General features: G+C 51.6%; 17 protein-coding genes and 1 pseudogene. 13 read left to right on the forward strand and 5 right to left on the reverse strand.

Annotated elements, in window-relative coordinates:
* Positions 1-19: 19 nt before the first annotated feature.
* The 4 genes and pseudogenes from rbsC to kup form a co-directional block, all read right to left on the reverse strand.
* The gene (rbsC, locus tag M4I31_RS23825; RefSeq protein WP_003023762.1) at positions 20-985 is read right to left on the reverse strand and encodes a ribose ABC transporter permease; all 966 of its coding nucleotides are present in this window, start codon (positions 983-985) and stop codon (positions 20-22) included.
* A 5-nt stretch (positions 986-990) separates the two neighbouring features.
* On the reverse strand, positions 991-2496 hold the full coding sequence (gene rbsA, locus M4I31_RS23830; protein WP_085049159.1) for a ribose ABC transporter ATP-binding protein RbsA: 1506 nt from the start codon (positions 2494-2496) through the stop codon (positions 991-993).
* A 7-nt stretch (positions 2497-2503) separates the two neighbouring features.
* Positions 2504-2923 (reverse strand): annotated as a pseudogene (gene rbsD, locus M4I31_RS23835) (D-ribose pyranase).
* Positions 2924-3115: 192 nt separating this feature from the next.
* Positions 3116-4984, reverse strand: coding sequence for a low affinity potassium transporter Kup (gene kup / locus M4I31_RS23840; RefSeq protein WP_085049158.1), 1869 nt, complete (start codon positions 4982-4984; stop codon positions 3116-3118).
* Between the two features lie 329 nt (positions 4985-5313).
* Here kup and ravA point away from each other — a divergent pair, with 329 nt between their 5' ends.
* The gene (ravA, locus tag M4I31_RS23845) at positions 5314-6810 is read left to right on the forward strand and encodes an ATPase RavA (RefSeq protein ID WP_038635792.1); all 1497 of its coding nucleotides are present in this window, start codon (positions 5314-5316) and stop codon (positions 6808-6810) included.
* The gene (gene viaA / locus M4I31_RS23850; RefSeq protein WP_085049157.1) at positions 6804-8255 is read left to right on the forward strand and encodes an ATPase RavA stimulator ViaA; all 1452 of its coding nucleotides are present in this window, start codon (positions 6804-6806) and stop codon (positions 8253-8255) included. The genes ravA and viaA overlap by 7 nt, the downstream gene beginning before the upstream one ends.
* A 3-nt stretch (positions 8256-8258) precedes the next feature.
* Here viaA and asnA read toward each other — a convergent pair whose 3' ends face one another.
* Positions 8259-9251, reverse strand: a complete 993-nt coding sequence (gene asnA / locus M4I31_RS23855; protein WP_085049156.1) for an aspartate--ammonia ligase — start codon at positions 9249-9251, stop codon at positions 8259-8261.
* 151 nt (positions 9252-9402) lie between these two features.
* On the opposite strand from asnA, the gene asnC reads away from it, so the two are divergent.
* The 11 genes from asnC to atpG all read left to right on the forward strand — a co-directional run bounded on the left by asnC (position 9403) and on the right by atpG (position 19037).
* Positions 9403-9861, forward strand: coding sequence for a transcriptional regulator AsnC (gene asnC, locus M4I31_RS23860; RefSeq protein WP_003023780.1), 459 nt, complete (start codon positions 9403-9405; stop codon positions 9859-9861).
* Between the two features lie 88 nt (positions 9862-9949).
* On the forward strand, positions 9950-10399 hold the full coding sequence (gene mioC, locus M4I31_RS23865; RefSeq protein ID WP_038635783.1) for an FMN-binding protein MioC: 450 nt from the start codon (positions 9950-9952) through the stop codon (positions 10397-10399).
* 372 nt (positions 10400-10771) lie between these two features.
* Positions 10772-12661: a tRNA uridine-5-carboxymethylaminomethyl(34) synthesis enzyme MnmG gene (mnmG, locus tag M4I31_RS23870; protein WP_038635780.1), complete on the forward strand. Its 1890-nt coding sequence runs from the start codon at positions 10772-10774 to the stop codon at positions 12659-12661.
* Between the two features lie 102 nt (positions 12662-12763).
* Complete coding sequence (rsmG, locus tag M4I31_RS23875) at positions 12764-13387, forward strand: 16S rRNA (guanine(527)-N(7))-methyltransferase RsmG (protein ID WP_069323646.1); 624 nt, start codon at positions 12764-12766, stop codon at positions 13385-13387.
* A 614-nt stretch (positions 13388-14001) separates the two neighbouring features.
* Positions 14002-14382: a F0F1 ATP synthase subunit I gene (gene atpI / locus M4I31_RS23880; protein ID WP_042311402.1), complete on the forward strand. Its 381-nt coding sequence runs from the start codon at positions 14002-14004 to the stop codon at positions 14380-14382.
* A gap of 7 nt (positions 14383-14389) precedes the next feature.
* Entirely contained in the window at positions 14390-15205 is an 816-nt protein-coding gene (gene atpB / locus M4I31_RS23885; protein ID WP_006687768.1) for a F0F1 ATP synthase subunit A, read from the forward strand.
* A gap of 46 nt (positions 15206-15251) precedes the next feature.
* A complete protein-coding gene (gene atpE / locus M4I31_RS23890) occupies positions 15252-15491 on the forward strand; it encodes a F0F1 ATP synthase subunit C (RefSeq protein WP_003023794.1) in 240 nt (79 codons plus the stop codon).
* Between the two features lie 59 nt (positions 15492-15550).
* Complete coding sequence (atpF, locus tag M4I31_RS23895; RefSeq protein ID WP_003023796.1) at positions 15551-16021, forward strand: F0F1 ATP synthase subunit B; 471 nt, start codon at positions 15551-15553, stop codon at positions 16019-16021.
* A gap of 14 nt (positions 16022-16035) precedes the next feature.
* Positions 16036-16569: a F0F1 ATP synthase subunit delta gene (gene atpH / locus M4I31_RS23900; protein ID WP_006687767.1), complete on the forward strand. Its 534-nt coding sequence runs from the start codon at positions 16036-16038 to the stop codon at positions 16567-16569.
* A gap of 12 nt (positions 16570-16581) precedes the next feature.
* Positions 16582-18123, forward strand: a complete 1542-nt coding sequence (atpA, locus tag M4I31_RS23905) for a F0F1 ATP synthase subunit alpha (protein WP_003023802.1) — start codon at positions 16582-16584, stop codon at positions 18121-18123.
* Between the two features lie 50 nt (positions 18124-18173).
* Entirely contained in the window at positions 18174-19037 is an 864-nt protein-coding gene (gene atpG / locus M4I31_RS23910; RefSeq protein WP_006687765.1) for a F0F1 ATP synthase subunit gamma, read from the forward strand.
* The last annotated feature ends 18 nt before the right edge of the window (positions 19038-19055 follow it).

A 19055-nucleotide genomic window follows, 5' to 3' on the forward strand; every position in this document is an offset into this window, starting at 1 on the left:
AGATGTCCTGTAATCGTTGTTACTGCTTTTTGTTGTCTACCAGTACCGCCAGCAAAATCACCACCGCTTTGACGATCATCTGGTAATAGGAGGATACACCTAACAAATTCAAACCATTATTGAGGAAACCAAGAATTAATGCGCCGATCAGCGTCCCAACAATACGTCCTTTACCGCCCGCCAGGCTGGTACCGCCTAACACCACCGCAGCGATAGCATCCAGCTCATAGCCAGTACCTGCCGTCGGCTGCGCAGAGGAGAGACGAGCCACTTCAATGATGCCCGCCAGCGATGCCAGCAGACCGCACAGGGAGTAAACGATAATTTTGATTTTACTCACGCTGATACCGGACAGACGCGTTGCTGCTTCGTTACCGCCCAGCGCATAGATATAACGCCCAAGACGCGTATGGTGCAGCATGTACCACGCCGCCAGGAAGACAATCCCCATGATCCACACAGGCGTAGGCACGCCTAACGGACGACCAATACCAAACCAACCAAACAGATCGGCATTGTCAGTAAACCCGGTATTTACCGGACTGCCGTTGGTGTACACCATGGTCACACCGCGCAGCAGCAGCATCATCACCAACGTGGCGATAAACGCCTGCACGCGGCCTTTCGCGACAATGACCCCGGTTACTGCGCCAATGGCAGCGCCGAGCGCCAAAGCAGCGGCAACGGCCACCAGCGCATTGACTTCAATACCGACAATGGACGCTGCCACCGCACCGGTAAGCGCCAGCAAGGAACCGACGGACAGATCGATACCCGACGTCAGTATGACCAACGTCATGCCGACGGCCATGATGGCGTTTACCGACGTTTGCTGGAGAATGTTGAACAGATTATTAACGGTAAAAAAGTTGGGGCTCATGGTGGAAACAATCGCGATCAGCACTAACAGAGCGATGAGCGACTTTTGCTCCAGAAGCCATGCTTTAGTGAAATAACGGCGACCAGAAACAGCCTGGGTAGTCATCTTTTTTACTCCTGATTCACGCGATTAAGCTTGCCCACAGCGGCAGCCATTAATACTTCCTGAGTGGCCTGCTCGCGAGTGAATTCACCGCCGAGATGCCCTTCATGCATAACGATAATACGATCGCTCATGCCCAATACTTCTGGCATCTCAGAGGAGACCAGAATGATGCTCAGCCCATCGGCCTTAAACTGGTTGATAAGCTGATAAATTTCTTTCTTAGCCCCAACGTCGACGCCGCGTGTTGGTTCATCGAGGATCAGGACTTTTGGTCGGGTCATCAGACCGCGCGCAATGGCCACTTTCTGCTGGTTACCGCCCGAGAGCAGGCCGATAGCCTGTTCCATCGATGGCGTTTTAACATTGAACAGACGAATAAAATCACCTACCGCCTGCTGCTCATCTTTATGCTTCAGGCTTCCACTGGCGCGGCTGAAATAGCGCAGCGCGGTCAGTGACATGTTCTCTTTCACCGACATGCCCAGCACTAAGCCATCACGTTTACGGTCTTCAGAAATATAGACGATGCCGTTTGCAAGGCCATCCTGTGGCGAACGGGTGACAACTTCATGCCCATCAAGCGTGACGTAGCCGCTGGTGCGCGGCAATGCGCCATACAACACTTTCATCAGCTCGGTACGTCCGGCGCCCATCAGCCCCGATACGCCAAGGATCTCGCCTTTACGCAGCGTGAACGAAACATCGTTTACCCCTGGGCCGCACAGATTATCGACCTTCAGGCGAATATCGCCCGGCGCTTTTTCCAGACGCGGGTACTGATCTTCCAGCTTACGTCCCACCATCATTTCAATCAGTGAGTCTTCGGTCAGCGTTGCGACTTCACGCTCGGCAATAAACTGCCCGTCACGGAAGACGGTCACGTCATCACAGATTTCGAAGATCTCTTTCATACGGTGGGAGATATAGACAATGCCGCGCCCCTGCGATTTCAGCTCGCGGATAACGCGGAACAGGGATTCGGTTTCGGTATCGGTGAGCGCATCCGTCGGCTCATCCATAATGATGACCTTCGATTCAAAGCTCAGCACTTTAGCAATTTCGACCATTTGCTGATCGCCAATCGACAACTCACCGACCAGCCTGTCGCTTTTAAAGCGTAGATTGAGTTTGGCGAGCAGCAGATCGGCTTCGGCGTACATCTTCTTCCAGTCAATTTTGCCAAAGCGATTCACAAACTCACGGCCAAGAAAAATGTTCTCAGCGATAGTGAGTTGCGGGATCAGGTTCAATTCCTGGTGGATGATACCGATTCCGGCTTCCTGAGAGGATTTCGGGCCATTAAAGGTGGTCTCTTTCCCCAGCCACAATAAAGAGCCAGCATCACGGGTGTAGATCCCGGTCAGCACTTTCATCATGGTGGATTTGCCCGCGCCGTTTTCGCCCACCAGCGCCATTACGCGGCCTGGATAGACATTCAGCGCAGCGCCGGATAGCGCTTTTACGCCCGGGAACGCTTTATCGATCCCTTTGAGTTGCAGTAATGCGTTCATGATGGCCTCAGAACGTGACGCCAGCACAGAGAATGATATTCGCATACGGAGAACACTCTCCGCTGCGAATTACCGCCTGACTGTCTGCGGTTTGTTTTTTGAATTGTTCATGCGTGGTGTAACGAATTTCTATGGTGTTTCCCTGGTGTTGTTGCAGTTGCTCAATGTGGCTGAGCAACGTTTCGTGGAGTTGCGGATTATGTTGTTTAATTTCCGTCGCGAGAATGGCCGCCTCGACCTGCATTTCACGTGTAACCACATCCAGTACCTGCATAAAAGAAGGTACGCCCTAGGTTAATGCCATATCAATACGCGTTGTGCTGTTCGGGATGGGTAAACCTGCATCACACACCACCAGCGTATCGGTATGTCCCAGACGGGAGATCACCGTTGAAATTTCAGAGTTGAGTACCGTGCCTTTCTTCATTTTCTTTCCCCACTAGCGAAACGTTTCGCTGAAGATAAGTGTAGTGCGAAGAATGGACAGAAAACCACCGCGACGTTACGAAAATGTGATCGCCATCGAAACGTTTCGCAAGGATTATCATTTGATGAAATGAAAACTGGGAGGGACAAAACAAAACGCCCCCTTTCGCGATGAAAGAGGGCGTCGATTGCCTTAAATCTCTACCTGAGTACCGAGTTCAATAACCCGGTTTGGTGGGATTTCAAACTGGTCCGGCGCGCGCAGCGCATTGCGCTGTAGCAGCAGATATAGCTTGCCGCGCAGACGCAAATACCATGGCCGTTTGCCGACAATCAGCGACTCGTGCGACATAAAGAAGGAGGTTTCCATCATCCGACAGCTTAAGCCTTCCAGACCGCAGCGATGGAACACTTCCTCAACGTTCGGCGTTTCACGCCAGCCGTAGCTGGCCACTACGCGCCAGAAGGTGGGCGATAACTGCTCAATCTGCACCCTACGCACGTTGTGCACGTATGGCGCATCTTCCGTACGCAGCGTCAGCAGAATTACGCGTTCATGCAGCACCTTGTTATGCTTGAGGTTATGCAGAAGCGCAAACGGGATGACGTTCAGCGCACGCGACATATATACCGCCGTTCCCGGCACGCGTACCGGTGGGGATTTCTCCAGAGAGGCAATCATCGCCTCCAGAGAGTTGCCGTGCTCATGCATGCGACGCAGCAGACGGAAACGCTCGCTTTTCCACGTAGTCATGATGGTGAACATCACCAGACCCAGCGTCAGAGGCAGCCAACCACCGGAAATCAGTTTATCGAGGTTCGCGGAGAACAACGGAACATCGACGCACAAGAACGCCGCCAGGATCAGGAAGACGAAGTATTTATTCCAGTGCCAGTTTTTGCGCGCCACGGTGGTAGACAGAATAGATGTCAGTACCATTGTCCCCGTTACCGCAATCCCGTACGCCGCGGCCAGATTACTGGAGTGTTCAAAGCTCACAATCACGATAACCACCGCAAAATAGAGCATCCAGTTAACGAAAGGAATGTAGATCTGACCCGATTCCATTTCCGAAGTATGAATGATCCGCATCGGCGATAAATACCCCAGACGCACGGCCTGACGCGTCAGCGAGAAGACACCGGAAATAACCGCCTGCGAAGCGATAACCGTTGCCAGTGCGGCAAGGATCAGAAGTGGTATCAATGCCCAGTCCGGCGCCAGCAGGAAAAACGGGTTTTTGATCGCTTCAGGATGCTTTAACAGCAGCGCCCCCTGACCAAAATAGTTCAGCACCAGCGAAGGCAATACCACCGAGAACCATGCCAGTCTAATCGGCAACTTACCGAAGTGCCCCATATCCGCATACAGCGCTTCAACACCGGTAATCGACAGCACCACCGCGCCCAGCGCAATAAAGGACAACGTTTTGAATTCGAGGAAGAAATGCACCGCCCAGTACGGATTTAGCGCCTGCAGTACCTCCGGGTTACCAATAATACTGCGCACGCCTAATACCGCGAGCGTCAGGAACCACAGCAGCATAATCGGCGCAAACAGTTTACCAACCATGCCGGTACCGTGTTTTTGAATCATAAACAGCAGGGTCAGCACGATAATCGAGAGCGGAACAATCCAGGTATCCAGCTGCGGTGCAACAATCTCCAGACCTTCAATCGCCGACATCACTGAAATGGCTGGCGTAATCACCACTTCACCATAGAAGAAGCTACCGCCAATCAACCCCATGATGACCAGCATCGAGGTTGTTCGCGCCGAGGTATTGCGCCCGGCCAATGACATCAACGTCAGGATCCCACCTTCCCCGGCGTTATCCGCACGCATGACAAACGTCAGATATTTAATGGAGACAACAAAGATCAGCAGCCAGAAAATCAGCGAGAGAAAACCAAACACAGCATCACGTTCAACGCCAAAACCAAACTGGCCAGACAAACATTCACGAAGCGTATAAAGTGGGCTGGTACCAATATCACCGTAGACAACCCCAATGGCCGCAAGGGTAATCGCAGACAATGATTGTTTATTATCAGTGCTCATAGACTCGTCTTTCGTTTATACACATCATCATTCAAGCCACTCCGTGTGGGTTGCATTCGTTATTCCCCCCATCCCAGAAGAAAACTCCATTGCCGCCTTGGTGCAGTATGATTGATATGGTGTATATATTAGAAATGTGTGCGTCGTCCCTTGGCCCACAAAAAGGCGCACAGTATGCACGATTACTCACAAAATCGTACCCCTAAATGAGACCAGATTAATCTGGCTCAAAGAAAAATAAGCGCACCTTCAGTCTATTACTGCACTGGTGTGAAGCATCTATACTCGCAGTTTACGCAGTACATTTGGCGAAAGGACGCCACTTCATTATGGCTCACCCACATTTATTAGCGGAAAGAATTTCCCGTCTGAGCAATGCGCTGGAAAAGGGACTTTATGAACGTAGCCACGCCATTCGCCTTTGCCTGCTGGCTGCTCTAAGCGGCGAGAGCGTATTCTTATTAGGTCCTCCAGGGATCGCAAAAAGCTTAATTGCCCGTCGACTGAAGTTTGCTTTTCAAAACGCCCGCGCTTTCGAATACCTGATGACGCGCTTCTCTACGCCGGAAGAGGTGTTTGGGCCGCTGTCTATCCAGGCGTTGAAAGACGAAGGTCGCTATGAACGCTTAACGGCGGGCTATTTACCCGAAGCTGAAATTGTCTTTCTCGATGAAATCTGGAAAGCAGGCCCAGCCATTCTCAACACCCTGTTGACCGCTATTAACGAACGGCATTTTCGTAACGGCGCGCATGAAGAGAAAATCCCGATGCGTCTGCTGGTGGCAGCCTCCAATGAACTGCCTGAAGCAGACAGCAGCCTGGAAGCCCTGTACGACCGTATGCTGATCCGCCTGTGGCTGGATAAAGTTCAGGACAAGGCCAACTTCCGCTCCATGCTGTTAAGCCAGCAGGATGAAAGTGACAACCCGGTCCCGGCGTCGTTACAGGTGACGGATGAAGAGTATTACCAGTGGCAAAAGGACATTGGCGCCATCAAGCTTCCCGATCGCGTCTTTGAGCTAATTTTCACGCTGCGCCAACAGCTAGACGCATTACCGAATGCCCCCTATGTATCCGATCGCCGCTGGAAAAAAGCTATCCGCTTACTCCAGGCCAGCGCCTTCTTCAGCGGACGTGATGCGGTCGTGCCTATCGACCTGATCCTGTTGAAAGATTGCCTGTGGTACGACGCGCAAAGCCTGAATCTGATGCAACAGCAGCTTGAAATTTTGATGACCGGACACGCCTGGCAGCAGCAAGCCATGCTGACGCGTCTGGCCAGCATTGTGCAGCGCCGCATCCAGCTCCAGCAGCAGCAAAGCGACAAAACGGCATTCACGGTGATCCGTCAGGGCGGCATGTTCAGCCGTCGTCCTCATTATGATTTACCGCCGGAAGCCACTTCTTCAGTCGTGACATTACTGCTGCAAAAACCCTTAAAACTGCATGATATGGAAGTTATCCATATTGCTTTCGAACGGGGAGCGCTGGAACAGTGGCTAACCAAAGGCGGTGAGATCCGCGGAAAATTAAACGGGATCGGCTTCGCCCAAACGCTGAACATGGAAGTCGATAGCGCACAGCACCTGGTTGTGCGCGACGTCAGTTTGCAAGGCTCTCGTCTGGCGCTGCCCGGTGCATCGCAAGAGAGTATGCCTGATGAGATAAAACAGCAGCTTGAAGCACTTGATAACGAGTGGCACCAGCAGCACAGTGCATTCAGCGAACAGCAAAAATGTCTGTTTATTCATAGCGACTGGTTAGGCCGCATTGAGGCCAGCCTGCAGGATGTCGGGGCACAAATCCGCCAGGCGCAACAATGCTAACCCTTGATACGCTCAATATCATGCTGGCAGTCAGTGAAGAGGCGATGATCGAAGAGATGATCGTCGCCCTGCTGGCTTCTCCAAAGATGGTGGTGTTTTTTAAAAAGTTTCCTCGCCTTAAAAAAGCGATTACTGACGATATTCCCCGCTGGCGCGAGTCACTGCGCAGCCGCCTCAAAGATACCCATGTACCGCCGGAGTTGACGGAAGAGGTCATTTGTTACCAACAAAGCCAGCTCCTCTCTCATGCGCAGTTTATGGTCCAGCTCCCGCAAATATTGGCGCTATTACACCGCCTACATTCGCCGTGGGCCGGGCAAGCGCAGCAACTGGTTGATGACAACAGTACCTTTACGCCCGCCCTGCATACGCTTTTTCTCCAGCGCTGGCGCCTGAGTCTGGTGGTACAAACTACAACGCTGAATCAGCAACTGCTGGAAGATGAGCGTGAACATTTACTTAGTGAAGTCCAGGAGCGGATGACCCTCAGCGGGCAACTGGAACCCGTTCTGGCAGAAAACGACAACGCCGCAGGCCGGTTATGGGATATGAGCGCAGGTCAAATCAAGCGCGGCGATTATCAACTGATGGTGAAATACGGCGAATTTCTGGCGCAACAGCCCGAACTCCAGCGTCTGGCTGAACAGTTAGGCCGTTCCAGAGAGGCCAAATCTGTGCCGCGTAAAGATGCGCCCATGGAGACCTTCCGTACCCTTGTGCGGGAACCCGCCACCGTCCCGGAACAGGTGGATGGCATCCAGCAAAGCGACGACATCCTGCGCCTGTTGCCGCCGGAACTGGCCACACTGGGCATTACTGAACTGGAATACGAGTTCTACCGACGGCTGGTGGAAAAGCAGCTGTTGACCTATCGTCTGCACGGCGAGGCATGGCGCGAGAAAGTAACGGAACGTCCGGTGGTGCATCAGGATTTTGACGAGCAGCCGCGCGGACCGTTTATTGTTTGCGTTGATACGTCGGGATCAATGGGCGGTTTTAATGAGCAATGTGCAAAAGCCTTTTGCCTGGCGCTAATGCGCGTCGCCCTGGCCGATAACCGGCGCTGTTTCATTATGCTGTTTTCAACAGAAGTGGTGCGCTATGAGCTGTCTGGTCCGGAAGGCATTGAACAAGCGATCCGTTTTTTAAGCCAGCGTTTTCGCGGCGGTACCGATATTGCCAGCTGCTTTCGCGCCATTATTGAGCGCATGCAGGGCCGGGAATGGTTTGATGCCGATGCGGTGGTGATCTCTGATTTTATCGCTCAGCGATTGCCCGATGAGGTCGTCAATAAAGTGGGTGAATTACAGCGGGTGCACCAGCATCGTTTTCATGCGGTGGCGATGTCAGCACACGGCAAACCCGGCATCATGCGCATTTTCGATCATATCTGGCGCTTTGATACCGGGATGCGAAGCCGCCTGCTCAGACGCTGGCGGCGTTAATTATTACAGCAGGGAAGAAACACTTTCACGTACCTGTGCCGGCCACACGCCACACTGCACCTGACCAATGTGCGGTAATTGCAGCAGCAGCATGGTCAAACGCGACTGTCCAATGCCGCCACCGATTGTCTGCGGCATTTCACCACGCAGCAGCGCCTGGTGCCATTCCAGACTCAGACGATCTTCATCACCGGTCAATGAAAGCTGGTGTTTAAGGGTGTCGGCATCCACACGGATCCCCATCGAAGACAGCTCAAACGCATCTTCCAGAACCGGGTTCCACACCAGAATATCACCGTTCAGACCGGCGTGACCCAGCTCAGACGCTGAACTCCAGTCATCATAATCCGGCGCGCGTACATCGTGACGGTGACCGTCACTAAGCTTGCCGCCGATCCCTACCAGGAATACTGCGCCCAGTTCTTTCGCGATCGCACGTTCACGACCTTTCGCGTCAAGATCCGGATAACGAGATAACAGCTCCTGGCTATGAACAAAGTGGATCTGCGCTGGCAGGAACGGTGCCAGACCAAACTCTTTACTAACCGCAGCCTCGGTGGCCTTAATTCCCGCCCAGATAGCCTCTACCGTGCTTTTCAGAGTGGAGAATTGACGCTCGCCGTCGCCCATCACGCGCTCCCAGTCCCACTGGTCAACATACACTGAGTGCAGTGGGGAGAGGCGATCTTCATCGGGACGCAGGGCCTTCATGTGCGTGTACAACCCTTCGCCTGCGCTAAAGTCGTGTTGTCCTAACGTTTGACGCTTCCACTTCGCCAGTGAATGAACCACTTCGAATTGAGCGTCCGGCAATGCTTTAACCTTCACCTGCACCGCTTTTTCACAGCCCGACAAGTTATCCTGCGTGCCATCTCCTACGCGGCTGAGGATCGGAGCCTGAACTTCGATCAGACCTAAACGCTCTTCCAGCTGACGAGAAAAATGAGATTTTACGAAGCTAATTTGACGTTGTTTGGCAATGTAAGCGGTTTTCATTATGTGTACTCCTGTGTCCTGTTGCCTATGATTAAGCAACAGAATGGAGGTAATATTCAATAATCAACAAACAAAAAGCCGACTTCGATTTTGATTCGTTAAAATTAACGTCTAAAATAAAAAGAATCATTAATCTACATAAGAAAAACCTATGGAAAATTATCAGATCGACAATCTGGACCGCGGCATTCTTGATGCCCTGATGGAAAATGCTCGCACCGCCTACGCAGAATTGGCCAAACAGTTTGGCGTTAGTCCGGGGACAATTCACGTTCGCGTAGAAAAGATGAAGCAGGCCGGGATCATCACCGGTGCGCGTATTGATGTCAGTCCCAAACAGTTGGGTTATGACGTCGGCTGCTTTATCGGCATCATTCTGAAAAGCGCGAAGGACTATCCGTCAGCGCTGGCCAGACTGGAAAGCCTTGACGAAGTGACCGAAGCCTATTACACCACCGGCCACTACAGCATCTTTATTAAGGTGATGTGCAAGTCGATCGACGCGCTGCAACAGGTACTTATCAACAAGATCCAAACAATTGATGAAATTCAGTCCACTGAAACCCTGATCGTCCTGCAGAACCCGATCATGCGTACCATCAAGCCATGATCATTTTTTTTAATCCCACATTTTTCCACAGGTAGATCCCAGCTCGCTCACAGCGTACAATGCGCCTTCTTTATAAAGGTGGGCGAGCATGGCAGACATCACTCTTATCAGCGGCAGCACGCTTGGCAGTGCGGAATATGTAGCAGAACATCTGGCTGAAAAGCTGGACGACGCCGGTTTTTCCAGCGAAATACTGCATGGACCAATGCTGGATGAGGTTCCGGCTGAAGGGATCTGGCTGATTATCAGCTCCACACACGGTGCTGGAGACATTCCTGACAACCTGCAGCCTTTATATGATGCGTTACGCGAACAAAAACCGGACCTGTCGCAAGTAAACTTCGGCGCAATCGGCATCGGTAGTCGTGAATATGACACCTTTTGCGGCGCAATCGACAAGCTGGAAGCAGAACTGAAAGCCTGTGGGGCAAAACAGATCGGCGAAACGCTTAAGATCAACGTGCTGGAACATGAAATTCCGGAAGATCCGGCTGAAATTTGGCTGGGATCCTGGCATCCATTGCTCAGAGATTTGTAAAGATCATACTTTTTTATGTGGATAACTCTGGTTAAAAGCTTGGATCAACCGGTAGTTATCCAAAGAATAACGGCTGTTCAGTTTTTGAGTTGTGTATAACCCTTCATTCTGATCCCAGCTTATACGGACCAGGATCACCGATCATTCACAGCTAATGATCCTCAGCAACCTGTTGATCTTATTCAAAGGATCGTCCTTATCCACAGAGAGTGGCGATCCTAATAAGAGATCACAATAAAACAGATCTCTAAATAAAAAGATCTTCTTTTTAATACCCAGGATCCCAGGTCTTTCTCGATCGACTAAAGTTGAGTAGAATCCACGGCCCGGGCTTCAATCCATTTTCACACCGCGTTATGCGAGGCAATTACCATGTTTTATCAGGATCCTTTTGACGTCATCATCATTGGCGGGGGTCATGCAGGCACCGAGGCCGCAATGGCCGCGGCGCGAATGGGACAACAGACCCTGCTTTTGACACACAATATCGACACACTGGGGCAGATGAGCTGCAACCCGGCGATTGGCGGTATTGGGAAGGGACACCTGGTAAAAGAAGTGGATGCGCTTGGTGGATTGATGGCAAAAGCGATCGACCACGCAGGTATCCAGTTTAGGATACTAAACGCAAGCAAAGGGCCAGCCGTTCGCGCTACCCGAGCTCAGGCCGATCGTGTGCTCTATCGTCAGGCAGTACGCACCGCGCTGGAGAATCAACCCAACCTGATGATCTTCCAGCAGGCGGTTGAAGATCTGATTGTTGAAAACGATCGTGTCGTGGGTGCCGTAACCCAAATGGGACTGAAGTTCCGTGCCAAAGCGGTCGTATTAACCGTGGGGACTTTCCTCGACGGCAAAATCCATATTGGTCTGGACAACTACAGCGGCGGCCGTGCTGGCGATCCGCCGTCTATTCCGCTGTCACGCCGTCTGCGTGAACTACCGCTGCGCGTCAGCCGCCTGAAAACCGGTACGCCACCGCGTATTGATGCACGAACTATCGATTTCAGCGTACTGGGTCAACAAAACAGCGACAACCCTATGCCGGTCTTCTCATTCCTGGGCGACGCTTCTCAGCATCCGCGCCAGATGCCGTGTTACATCACGCATACCAATGAGAAAACCCATGACGTGATCCGTAATAACCTCGATCGTAGCCCAATGTATGCCGGCGTAATCGAAGGTATCGGCCCGCGCTACTGCCCGTCGATCGAAGACAAAGTGATGCGCTTTGCCGATCGCAACCAGCATCAGATCTTCCTCGAGCCGGAAGGACTGACCTCTAACGAAATTTACCCGAACGGCATCTCCACCAGCCTGCCGTTCGATGTACAGATGCAAATTGTTCGATCCATGCAGGGGATGGAAAACGCCCGTATCGTTCGCCCTGGCTATGCGATTGAGTACGATTTCTTCGATCCGCGCGACCTGAAACCCACTCTGGAAAGCAAATTCATCCAGGGCCTGTTCTTTGCAGGCCAGATTAACGGTACAACCGGTTACGAAGAAGCCGCCGCCCAAGGGATGCTGGCAGGTCTCAACGCCGCACGCTTGTCTGCTGAGAAAGACGGCTGGGCACCGCGTCGCGATCAGGCTTACCTTGGCGTGCTGGTCGACGATCTGTGCACGCTGGGAACCAAAGAACCGTACCGCATGTTTACCTCACGTGCTGAATACCGCTTGATGCTGCGTGAAGATAACGCCGACCTGCGTCTGACCGAAATTGGGCGTGAACTGGGTCTGGTGGACGATGAGCGTTGGGCTCGCTTCAACGAAAAGCTGGAGCGCATTGAACAAGAACGTCAGCGTCTCAAATCAACCTGGGTAAACCCGTTAGCGGAATCTGCAGCCGAAGTGAACGCTCACCTGGCAACACCTTTATCTCGTGAGGCCAGCGGTGAAGATCTCCTGCGTCGCCCGGATATGACCTATGCTCAGTTGACCTCTTTATCTGCATTCGCGCCGGCGCTAGATGATGCTCAGGCCGCGGAACAGGTTGAGATTCAGGTGAAATACGAAGGATATATCGCTCGTCAGCAGGAAGAAATCGAAAGACAACAGCGTAATGAGAATACCCTGTTGCCTGCAACGCTGGATTATCGCCAGGTCTCGGGATTGTCGAATGAAGTCATCGCCAAACTGAACGATCACAAACCGGTATCGATCGGCCAGGCATCGCGCATTTCTGGTGTAACGCCTGCCGCCATCTCCATTCTGCTGGTATGGCTGAAAAAACAAGGTATGCTGCGCCGCAGCGCTTGATAACACTAATTTGGCGGGAGCGCTTCGCTTGTCCGCCCTACAAACTTGTAGGCCCGATAAGCGATAGCGCATCGGGCATTTGATTATTAACAGGTAACGACCGTGCTCAACAAACTCTCTCGTCTGCTGGCTGATGCCGGTATTTCTCTTACCGATCACCAGAAAAATCAGCTGATTGCGTATGTCGATATGCTGCACAAATGGAATAAAGCTTATAACCTGACATCGGTGCGGGATCCCAACGAAATGTTGGTGCGCCATATTCTGGACAGCATTGTTGTCGCGCCTTATCTGAAGGGCGGGCGCTTTATTGATGTTGGCACGGGACCGGGTCTGCCGGGAATTCCACTTTCTATCGTGCGGCCTGAAGCGCATTTCACACTGTTGGATAGCCTGGGAAAACGCATCCGTTTCTTACGTCAGGTGCAGCATGAGCTTGGTCTTACTAACATTACGCCTGTGCAAAGTCGGGTTGAAGAATTTCCTTCAGAGCCGCCATTTGATGGGGTGATCAGCCGTGCATTCGCGTCCCTCAATGATATGGTGAGCTGGTGTCATCACTTGCCGGGCCAGAACGGACGCTTTTATGCGCTCAAAGGTCAATTGCCTGAAGAGGAAATCGCCTCGTTGCCTGCAGAATTCAGCGTCGAGTCAGTCGAAAAATTACGCGTTCCACAACTGGATGGTGAACGTCATTTGGTGGTTATTAAACCAAACAAAATTTAATTTTTATCAAAAAAAATAGAGAAAAAACGGCTACCCCGGTGTTAAAAGTTATAGAGAGTAGTGAGGTGAAATGCTGTTGCATTTCACCTCTACCTTACGGTTTTGCATCATAACTATAACGTACCGTTTTTTGTTAAAAGCGAAACAAGTCAACTGTGAAAATATCAGTCTGCTAAAAATAGAACCTAAGAACCAACGCTTGTGTTAATTTTTTATTATAAATGTCAATCGATGGTTCTTTTGTTGTTAGGCGTTGTTTTTGAAATAGTGGCGCTTTTTACGCTTAAATATCAAAAAGATGAAATGGCACCATTTGCCACGTAAATAAATTATGCGAAGGGGAATATGTTCAATATGTGATCTGGTGCACGCTTTAACGCCAGTGTTTTCGCGGCATTTGCAGTTTTGCATGATCGTTCACAGTTTGCCAAAAAGTAATAAATGTGGGACAACGAAAAATATTTAAACATTTATTCACTTTTTAGCTACTTATTGTTTGAAATCACGAAGGCGCACCGTATAATTTGTCCGCTTTTTGATGCTTGACTCTAAGCCATAAAGAACGTTTTATACGACACGCGGCATACCTCGAAGGGAGCAGGAGTAAACACGTGATGTCTATGTCGCTCTTGAGTCGAAACGTTGCTCGTAAGCTTTTGCTCACACAGCTTCTGGCGGTAATAGCAAGTGGATTGCTGTTTAGCCTCAAAGACCCCTTCTGGGGCATCTCCGCACTGTGCGGGGGATTGGCAGTGTTACTGCCCAATGTGTTGTTTATGATATTCGCCTGGCGTCACCAGGTGCATACACCAGCGAAAGGTCGGGTTGCCTGGACGTTCGCTTTCGGCGAAGCCTTCAAGGTGTTAGCGATGCTGGTGTTGCTGGTTGTGGCGTTGGCTGTTTTGAAAGCGGTATTCGTGCCGCTGATCGTTACGTGGGTTTTGGTGCTGGTGGTTCAGATACTGGCGCCGGCTGTAATTAACAACAAAGGGTAAAGGCATCATGGCTTCAGAAAATATGACGCCGCAGGATTACATAGGACACCATCTGAATAACCTTCAGTTGGACCTACGTACATTCTCGCTGGTGGATCCGCACAACCCCCCAGCCACCTTCTGGACGCTCAATATTGACTCCATTTTCTTCTCGGTGGTTCTGGGTCTGTTGTTCCTGTTAATGTTCCGTAGCGTTGCCAAAAAGGCGACCAGCGGCGTACCAGGTAAATTTCAGACCGCGATTGAGCTGGTAATCGGCTTTGTGCATGGCAGCGTGAAAGACATGTACCATGGCAAAAGCAAGCTGATTGCTCCGCTGGCCCTGACGATTTTCGTCTGGGTATTCCTGATGAACTTTATGGATTTGCTGCCTATCGACCTGCTGCCGTACATCGGTGAGCATATCTTTGGCCTGCCGGCTCTGCGTGTGGTTCCGTCCGCTGACGTGAACATCACCCTGTCGATGGCGCTGGGCGTATTTATCCTCATTCTGTTCTACAGCATCAAAATGAAAGGCATCGGTGGCTTCGCGAAAGAGTTGACGCTGCAGCCGTTCAATCACTGGGCGTTCATCCCTATCAACTTAATCCTTGAAGGGGTAAGCCTGCTGTCCAAACCAATCTCTCTTGGTCTGCGACTGTTCGGTAACATGTACGCTGGTGAGCTGATTTTCATTCTGATTGCTGGTCTGTTGCCGTGGTGGTCACAGTGGATTCTGAATGTGCCGTGGGCCATTTTCCACATACTGATTATCACGCTGCAAGCCTTCATATTTATGGTTCTGACGATTGTCTATCTGTCGATGGCATCTGAAGAGCATTAATTTACCAACACTACTACGTTTTAACTGAAACAAACTGGAGACTGTCATGGAAAACCTGAATATGGATCTGCTGTACATTGCTGCCGCTGTGATGATGGGTCTGGCGGCAATCGGTGCTGCGATCGGTATCGGCATCCTCGGGGGTAAATTCCTGGAAGGCGCAGCGCGTCAACCGGATCTGATTCCTCTGCTGCGTACTCAGTTCTTTATCGTTATGGGTCTGGTGGATGCAATCCCAATGATCGCTGTAGGTCTGGGTCTGTACGTGATGTTTGCTGTCGCGTAGTAAGCGTTGCTTGAATTAAGAGCAATATCAGAACGTTAACTAGATAGAGGCATTGTGCTGTGAATCTTAACGCAACAATCCTCGGCCAGGCCATCGCGTTTGTCCTGTTCGTTCTGTTCTGCATGAAGTACGTATGGCCGCCGTTAATGGCTGCCATCGAAAAACGTCAAAAAGAAATTGCTGACGGCCTTGCTTCTGCAGAACGAGCACATAAGGATCTTGACCTTGCAAAGGCCAGCGCGACCGACCAGCTGAAAAAAGCGAAGGCGGAAGCTCAGGTAATCATCGAGCAGGCGAACAAACGTCGTGCTCAGATCCTGGACGAAGCTAAAACTGAAGCAGAGCAGGAACGTACTAAAATCGTGGCACAGGCGCAGGCGGAAATTGAAGCCGAGCGTAAACGTGCTCGCGAAGAGCTGCGTAAGCAAGTTGCTATCCTGGCTGTTGCTGGCGCCGAGAAGATCATCGAACGTTCCGTGGATGAAGCTGCTAATAGCGACATCGTGGACAAACTTGTCGCTGAACTGTAAGGAGGGAGGGGCTGATGTCTGAATTTATTACGGTAGCTCGCCCCTACGCCAAAGCAGCTTTTGACTTTGCCGTTGAGCACCAAAGCGTAGACCGTTGGCAGGATATGCTGACTTTCGCCGCTGAGGTGACGAAAAACGAACAAATGGCAGAGCTTCTCTCTGGCGCATTGGCGCCAGAAACGCTCGCTGAGTCGTTTATCGCCGTGTGCGGTGAGCAGCTGGACGAAAGCGGCCAAAACCTGATTAGGGTAATGGCTGAAAATAACCGTCTGAATGCGCTCCCGGATGTTCTTGAGCAGTTTATTCATCTGCGTGCAGCCAGTGAGGCTATCTCTGAGGTAGAAGTCACTTCTGCCAATGCACTGAGTGATGAACAGCTTACGAAGATTAGTGCAGCGATGGAAAAACGTCTGTCACGCAAAGTTAAGCTGAATTGCAAAATCGATAAGTCTGTAATGGCAGGCGTAATCATCCGAGCGGGTGATATGGTCATTGATGGCAGCGTACGCGGCCGTCTTGAGCGCCTTGCAGACGTCTTGCAGTCTTAAGGGGACTGGAGCATGCAACTGAATTCCACCGAAATCAGCGAACTGATCAAGCAGCGCATTGCTCAGTTCAATGTTGTGAGCGAAGCTCACAACGAAGGTACTATTGTTTCTGTAAGTGACGGTGTTATCCGCATTCACGGCCTGGCCGATTGTATGCAGGGTGAGATGATTTCCCTGCCGGGTAACCGTTACGCTATCGCACTGAACCTGGAGCGCGACTCCGTAGGTGCTGTTGTGATGGGGCCATACGCTGACCTCGCCGAAGGCATGAAGGTTAAGTGTACGGGTCGTATTCTGGAAGTTCCGGTTGGCCGTGGCCTGCTGGGTCGTGTGGTGAACACTCTGGGTTCCCCGATTGACGGTAAAGGTCCGGTTGATAACGATGGCTTCTCGCCAATCGAAGTTATCGCACCGGGCGTAATCGAACGTCAGTCCGTCGACCAGCCAGTGCAGACCGGTTATAAATCTGTTGATGCCATGATCCCAATCGGACGTGGCCAGCGTGAGCTGATCATCGGTGACCGTCAGACCGGTAAAACCGCGATGGCTATCGATGCCATCATCAACCAGCGTGATTCCGGCATCAAATGTGTGTACGTGGCTATCGGCCAGAAAGCGTCCACCATTTCTAACGTGGTTCGTAAACTGGAAGAACACGGCGCACTGTCCAACACCATCGTTGTGGTGGCGACCGCGTCTGAATCTGCTGCACTGCAATACCTGGCGCCATATGCCGGTTGCGCAATGGGCGAATACTTCCGTGACCGCGGTGAAGATGCACTGATCGTTTACGATGACCTGTCTAAACAGGCTGTTGCTTACCGTCAGGTTTCCCTGCTGCTCCGTCGTCCGCCAGGACGTGAAGCATTCCCGGGCGACGTATTTTACCTCCACTCCCGTCTGCTGGAACGCGCATCCCGCGTTAACGCGGAATATGTTGAGAAGTTCACCAATGGTGAAGTTAAAGGTAAAACCGGCTCCCTGACCGCTCTGCCGATTATCGAAACCCAGGCGGGTGACGTTTCTGCGTTCGTTCCGACCAACGTAATTTCTATTACCGATGGTCAGATCTTCCTGGAAACCAACCTATTCAACTCCGGTATTCGTCCGGCAGTTAACCCGGGTATCTCCGTATCTCGTGTAGGTGGCGCAGCGCAGACCAAGATCATCAAGAAACTGTCCGGTGGTATTCGTACCGCGCTGGCGCAGTATCGTGAACTGGCCGCGTTTTCTCAGTTCGCTTCCGACCTGGATGAAGCTACGCGTAAGCAGCTGAGCCACGGTCAGAAAGTAACTGAACTGCTGAAGCAGAAACAGTATGCGCCAATGTCTGTTGCACAGCAGGGTGTGGTGCTGTTTGCGGCTGAACGCGGTTACCTCGAAGATGTGGAACTGGCGAAAATCGGTAGCTTCGAAGCCGCTCTGCTGGCTTACGTCGACCGTGACCACGCTCCGCTGATGCAAGAGATCAACCAGTCCGGTGGCTATAACGATGAAATCGAAGGCAAGCTGAAAGCTATCCTCGATTCCTTCAAGGCAACCCAGTCCTGGTAACGTCTGGCGGTCTGTCTTAGGACGGACCGCAAGGCATTGAGGAGAAGCTCATGGCCGGCGCAAAAGAGATACGTAGTAAGATCGCAAGCGTCCAGAACACGCAGAAGATCACTAAAGCGATGGAGATGGTCGCCGCTTCCAAAATGCGTAAATCGCAGGATCGCATGGCGGCCAGCCGTCCTTATGCAGAGACCATGCGCAAAGTGATTGGTCACCTTGCGAATGGTAATCTGGAATATAAGCACCCTTACCTGGAAGAACGCGACGTTAAACGCGTGGGCTACCTGGTGGTGTCGACCGACCGTGGTCTGTGCGGTGGCTTGAACATTAACCTGTTCAAAAAGCTGCTGGCGGATATGAAAACATGGTCCGATAAAGGCGTTCAGTGCGATATCGCAATGATCGGCTCTAAGGGCGTGTCTTTCTTTAACTCCGTTGGCGGTAATGTGATTGCTCAGGTAACCGGCATGGGGGATAACCCTTCCCTGTCCGAACTGATCGGTCCGGTTAAAGTGATGCTGCAGGCCTACGACGAAGGTCGTCTGGACAAACTGTACGTTGTCAGCAACAAATTTATTAACACCATGTCTCAGACGCCAACCATCACCCAACTGTTGCCTTTGCCGGCATCAGATGATGATGAATTGAAGCGTAAATCCTGGGATTACCTGTATGAGCCAGACCCGAAAGCGCTGCTGGATACCCTGCTGCGTCGTTATGTCGAGTCTCAGGTTTATCAGGGCGTGGTAGAAAACCTGGCCAGCGAGCAGGCCGCACGTATGGTGGCGATGAAAGCCGCGACCGACAATGGCGGCAGCCTGATTAAAGAGCTGCAGTTGGTATACAACAAAGCTCGTCAGGCCAGCATTACTCAGGAACTCACCGAGATCGTCGGTGGTGCATCCGCGGTATAACCAGGTTAATTCGTAGAG

The sequence above is a fragment of the Citrobacter sp. XT1-2-2 genome, from assembly GCF_023516235.1.
Lineage (GTDB): Bacteria > Pseudomonadota > Gammaproteobacteria > Enterobacterales > Enterobacteriaceae > Citrobacter > Citrobacter werkmanii.

Bases quoted from the DNA above. Each gene is read 5' to 3' on its own strand.
- rbsC (WP_003023762.1), bottom strand. From the start codon at position 985: ATGACTACCCAGGCTGTTTCTGGTCGCCGTTATTTCACTAAAGCATGG.
- asnC (WP_003023780.1), top strand. From the start codon at position 9,403: ATGGAAAATTATCAGATCGACAATCTGGACCGCGGCATTCTTGATGCC.
- atpI (WP_042311402.1), top strand. From the start codon at position 14,002: ATGTCTATGTCGCTCTTGAGTCGAAACGTTGCTCGTAAGCTTTTGCTC.
- atpE (WP_003023794.1), top strand. From the start codon at position 15,252: ATGGAAAACCTGAATATGGATCTGCTGTACATTGCTGCCGCTGTGATG.
- asnA (WP_085049156.1), bottom strand. From the start codon at position 9,251: ATGAAAACCGCTTACATTGCCAAACAACGTCAAATTAGCTTCGTAAAA.
- viaA (WP_085049157.1), top strand. From the start codon at position 6,804: ATGCTAACCCTTGATACGCTCAATATCATGCTGGCAGTCAGTGAAGAG.
- mnmG (WP_038635780.1), top strand. From the start codon at position 10,772: ATGTTTTATCAGGATCCTTTTGACGTCATCATCATTGGCGGGGGTCAT.
- kup (WP_085049158.1), bottom strand. From the start codon at position 4,984: ATGAGCACTGATAATAAACAATCATTGTCTGCGATTACCCTTGCGGCC.
- atpH (WP_006687767.1), top strand. From the start codon at position 16,036: ATGTCTGAATTTATTACGGTAGCTCGCCCCTACGCCAAAGCAGCTTTT.
- atpB (WP_006687768.1), top strand. From the start codon at position 14,390: ATGGCTTCAGAAAATATGACGCCGCAGGATTACATAGGACACCATCTG.
- rbsA (WP_085049159.1), bottom strand. From the start codon at position 2,496: ATGAACGCATTACTGCAACTCAAAGGGATCGATAAAGCGTTCCCGGGC.
- mioC (WP_038635783.1), top strand. From the start codon at position 9,950: ATGGCAGACATCACTCTTATCAGCGGCAGCACGCTTGGCAGTGCGGAA.
- ravA (WP_038635792.1), top strand. From the start codon at position 5,314: ATGGCTCACCCACATTTATTAGCGGAAAGAATTTCCCGTCTGAGCAAT.
- atpG (WP_006687765.1), top strand. From the start codon at position 18,174: ATGGCCGGCGCAAAAGAGATACGTAGTAAGATCGCAAGCGTCCAGAAC.
- atpA (WP_003023802.1), top strand. From the start codon at position 16,582: ATGCAACTGAATTCCACCGAAATCAGCGAACTGATCAAGCAGCGCATT.